This window comes from Pseudarthrobacter sp. GQ63, from assembly GCF_059758765.1.
In genome coordinates this window covers 1-4,587 of sequence record NZ_JCAXEF010000027.1, presented here as the reverse complement: position 1 = coordinate 4,587, position 4,587 = coordinate 1, and the positions used below count along the sequence as shown (strand labels likewise).

Annotated in this window: 2 protein-coding genes; both read right to left on the bottom strand. The window is 65.9% G+C overall.

What is annotated here, in order from left to right:
* Window positions 1–317: 317 nt before the first annotated feature.
* On the bottom strand, window positions 318–3,350 hold the full coding sequence (locus AC6CHP_RS20645; RefSeq protein WP_498232030.1) for a glycoside hydrolase family 2 TIM barrel-domain containing protein: 3,033 nt from the start codon (window positions 3,348–3,350) through the stop codon (window positions 318–320).
* 91 nt (window positions 3,351–3,441) lie between these two features.
* Complete coding sequence (locus tag AC6CHP_RS20640) at window positions 3,442–4,449, bottom strand: LacI family DNA-binding transcriptional regulator (protein ID WP_498232028.1); 1,008 nt, start codon at window positions 4,447–4,449, stop codon at window positions 3,442–3,444.
* Window positions 4,450–4,587: the final 138 nt, after the last annotated feature.

Genomic DNA, 4,587 nt, shown 5'->3' with positions numbered 1-4,587 from the left:
GTTTCGAGAAGCTTTGCAAATCGGCGTTTTCGCGATTCACGCTGCTCTCAACCAGCCCCACCCGCATCCAGCGCGCCAGCAGGCGAACCATTTTCAGGCTGTTCGTAAGGGGGGTTGGCCGCTATTTTTCCGCTTCAGCGGCGGCGACTCAGAAAACAATACACGTCCCCAACCCGGTCCGCAAATCCTGCTGCGAGAGCGCAGTATGCCTCCAAAAACCCCGCAAAGTAGGGGTTTTTGGAGGCATACGACGTGTCTTGGCCTGTCTGCGCGTCATCACGCCACGGTATGGACTGGCTCACATATTGTGCGCTCCCTCAGCTGTGCACCTTCAGGGTCAGCACGAAGTCGGCGTCCCGCGGCTTGAGGCGGTATTGCTCCAGCACACCGGGGCCGCAGGCGGCAGTCCCCACCCCCCGCAGCGCGTGGTCCACGTACAAGTAAGTGCGCCCGTCCGCCTTCAAGTCCGGGCGGTGGGCCGCTGCGTCCAACACATCCTGGCTGTAGGGCCTCACTGTCAGGGCAAAGGGATCACCGCAGATCTCAAGCGTCCGGCCGCCAAGCTGCAGTGCAGCGGACCGTGAGCCTGACCGGGCACCGCATTCCTGCGGCCGCACGTACTCAACATCCATCTCCGCCAGGGGCAGGGAGAACCAGCCCGCCCGTGCCCCCTGCCCGGTGTCCGGGTAGCTCTGGTGGGGGCCCTGGCCGAACCAGCTCACCGAATCTGTCTCTTCACCCAAAACAAATTCCAGCCCTATCCGGGCCCATTCGACGTCAAAGCCGCGGTTGACCCACGTGCCATCACGCCGCACCTGGGTCCGGAGTCCCACTGTTTCCCCGTCAGTGCTCCAGGTGTAGTCCACAAGCACGCCGTACTGTTTGTCGGCTGCGCTCATGCGGGTGCGGATCGTCAGGGCTTCGCCGCCATCCTGCCCGGGGTTCGCCGAGATGCCCAGCAGCCGGGTGTGGAGCCGGTTGAGTCCGGCATCCTTCCACTGAGTGGCCAGCGGCCGCTCGTCGGCGCCGCCCCATTCACGGCCAAGGTCGTTATCGGTAGGAGCCCACCACAGGGTCAGTCCCAGCTTTTCCACCGGGACACCGCCAATCGAGGTAGGCATGCCGGTGGCGCGGCTGAAGACAACCGGCCCGAGCGTGAGTTCGCTGTCCTGCACCTGGACGGGTTCAGCAGGCGCCGGCGAAACGGGAGCGCCCGGCTCCCGGACCGACTGCCCCCAGGCCACCTCGTGTCCCGCGTCCGCCCAGGCGGAATCAGCGCCGAGGACCGCACGAACGGTGAGCACTGCAGGCCTGCCGTCGGACAGCCCTGCGGCGAAAGCAGCGACGCTGCCCGGCAACTCCACAACTGTTTTGGACTGAGGCGCAACGGGCGCAACGTCCACCGTCCCGCCGTCGAGCGCGCCGCCGTCGGCCTCCACTCCATAGCGGAAGCTGAACGCGGAGGTGTCCGCGAAGTCCTGGCCGTTGCGAAGGGTGAAGCCTGTCCAATCGCGGGCGACGTCGATGCGCAGCGGCTCTATGACCTTCTTGAAGTCCAGCAGCCCGGGCCGGGGCCTGCGGTCAGCATCAACAAGCCCGTCGGTGACGAAGTTGCCGTCGTGAACTTCCTCACCGAAGTCGCCGCCATAGCCGTAATGGTCAACACCATCGGCGGTTGAGACTGTGATGCCATGCTCCAGCCACTCCCACACGAAGCCTCCCATCAGGCGCGGGTACTTCTCGAAAAGATCCTGGTATTCGCTCATTCCACCGGGGCCGTTACCCATGGCATGCACATATTCGCAGAGGACAAAGGGCATGGCCCGGCGCCGGGCGTCCAAGGCGGCGTCGTCCAGGGCCGGCTCGATTCCCTGGCCGATCAAGGCCGTCTCGGCATGGCTGGCGTACATCCGCGAGTACACGTCGACGTGCTCTGAGGACCAGTCCCCCTCGTAGTGGATGGGGCGGGACGGATCCCGGTCCTTGGTCCAGCGCGACATTGCCGCCAGGTTCCTGCCCGTGCCGGCCTCGTTGCCGAGGGACCACATAATCACCGCGGGGTGGTTCTTGTCGCGCTCAACCGTCCGGCGCATGCGGTCCACCAGTGCGGCTTCCCACTGCGGGTCATCACTGGGGTTCTGGGCCCAGCCGGCGCTCTCAAAGCCATGCGTTTCCAGGTCGCATTCGAGCACAACGTAAAAGCCAAGCTGGTCCGCCAGTGCGAGGAACTCAGGATGGGGCGGGTAGTGCGACGTCCGGATTGCGTTGATGTTGTGCTGCTTCATGAGCCGCAGCTCCGCCTCCACCACGTCGCGGGGAACCACCCGGCCAAGGCGTGGATGGTGCTCGTGGCGGTTGACGCCGCGCAGCAGGATCCGCCGCCCGTTGACCTTGAACTGCGCGTCCTCGATGGCGATGCTGCGGAAGCCGATCTGGAGTGCCACGGACTCTCCGGCGGCGCTGACGGCCGCCTCGTAAAGACGCGGCACCTCCGCGGACCAGGGTTCGACGGCGGGGACGCGCACCTCAGTGCCGGCGGGCAGGTCCAGGCCCAGTTCCGGAACGCGGACGACGGCGTCCGTCGCCTGCCCGCCCCGCGTCACCTCCACCTTGAGGATGCCTTCGCCTGTGGTGTGGTCGTAGCCGGAGTGGACGAAGACGTCGTCAATGCCGGCGTCGGGCCTGGCCTGCAGGGTGACGTCGCGGAAAATGCCGGGAAGCCACCACATGTCCTGGTCCTCAACGTAGCTGGCGGCCGAGAACTGGGCGACGCGGACAGCCAGCGTGTTCTCCCCCTGCACCAGGATCCCGGAGACGTCGAATTCGTGGGCGAGCCTGCTTCCGCGGGTGGTTCCGAGTTCCACTCCGTTCAGCCACACGGTTCCTGCGGACTCGATGCCGTCGAACCGCAGCAGGGCACGCGGGAAGAACTCGGGCCCGGCCTCAAACACCACCAGGTGGTCACCGATGGGGTTGGCCTCCGGAACGTGCGGCGGTTCCACGGCGAAGGGGAACTGGACGTTCGTGTAGGCCGGTGCGCCATGTCCGTGCATAGGCCAGCTGGACGGCACCGGCAGGCTCTCGAACCCGTTCAGCGCCTCGCCCAGCTGCCAGCCATCATCAGGAGCCACCCGGCTTCCGGGGCTGAGCCGGAAATGCCACTCACCGTTCAGCGACAGCCGTGGGGCGTCGCTCTGAAGGTAGGCGCGCGCAGGCAGGGTGCCCCGGCCCGCCTCAAAGGATTCGAGATCCTGGATATCCGCGACGCCAAGCTCCAGGCTCCTGTCGGTTGAACCGGGGGCGGTGTGCGGGGGGCTGTCCGCCGGCGCGGACGGTGTTTCGACAGACATGGGCTTCCTTGCTTTTGGGAGTTCGGGGGAATACGTGAACGTTCACGTGCTGCATGCAAGCCTAGCTTCTATTCCGTGGTTTGAGTAGGGGTTAGGCCGACTGGCGGAGCACGAGCTGGTGCTTGAGGACCAGCTCGCTGTCCCGGCTTCCTGCCTGGATCCTGCCGGACATCAGATTGTCCACGAGGTCGACGGCGGCCCGTCCTACCGCCCTCAGGTCAAGTGAGAGCGTGGTCAGCTCCGGCGTCACCAACTCCCCAAGAGGGATGCCGTCCATACCGATTACGGCGCAATCCTCCGGAACCCTCCGGCCGGCGTCGCGCAAGGCCTTAAGCGCCCCCGCGGCCATGAGGTCGTTGAACACCAGGAGCCCGTCAATCCTGCCGTCGTGCTCGAGCATGGACCGGATGGCTTCCCGGGCTTCGGAGGCGGAGTCCGCTGACTGGTGGAGCGTCAGCTCGATGCCGGCATCTGCAGCCGCTGTAGCCACGGCCAGCCCGCGGGTGGTGGCAGACCCCTCCAGGTCCGCATCCAGGTAGGCGATGCGCCGGCACTGTGCGGACTTCAGCCGTTCCAGGGCCAGTTGTGCCGCGTACGCGTAGTCGAAGGAGATAAGGCCGGCCGCCTGGCCTGACGGATAGTCGAGGACAACCACGGGCCGGCGGCCCATTATGGACTGGGCCTCAGTTGAGCTGGCACCCAGATAACCAACGAGCGCGTCAACCTGCGGACCCAGCCGGGCAACGGCGTCCAGCCCACTTCCGCTCCCGTGGCCAAAATCATCTACTACCACGTTCCAGCCCCGCTGTGTCGCCTCTTCAACCACGCTGGAGGCAAACGCCGGAAAGTAGGGGTTGGTCAGATCAGGAATCGCGAGTCCCAGCGATGTCCGGGCGCCCTGTACCAGGCCCTTGGCGAACCGACTGGGGGAATACCCGAGTTCTGCAGCCAGTTGCTGGACGCGCTCACGCGTGGAAGCGCTGATTCCGGGCATGTCGTTCATGGCACGGGTAACGGTTTGCCGGGAGACCCCCGCGGCGGCCGCCACGTCCAGGATGGTCGCTCGGCGAACCTGGGGGCTGCGTGAACTCGAGGTCATGGCTGCAAGTCTAGGCCGAAGCCGCCGGCGGACGCCTTTTGACTCATTTGCCGGCCCTCCCCCCTGTGACGCTCTCTCACTTGATGCGGGGTTTCCCGGGACGCTCTCTCACTTGATGCCGGGTTTCCCTGGACGCTT

Coding starts and splice junctions, on each gene's coding strand:
- AC6CHP_RS20640 (WP_498232028.1), bottom strand. CDS start 4,449: ATGACCTCGAGTTCACGCAGCCCCCAGGTTCGCCGAGCGACCATCCTG.
- AC6CHP_RS20645 (WP_498232030.1), bottom strand. CDS start 3,350: ATGTCTGTCGAAACACCGTCCGCGCCGGCGGACAGCCCCCCGCACACC.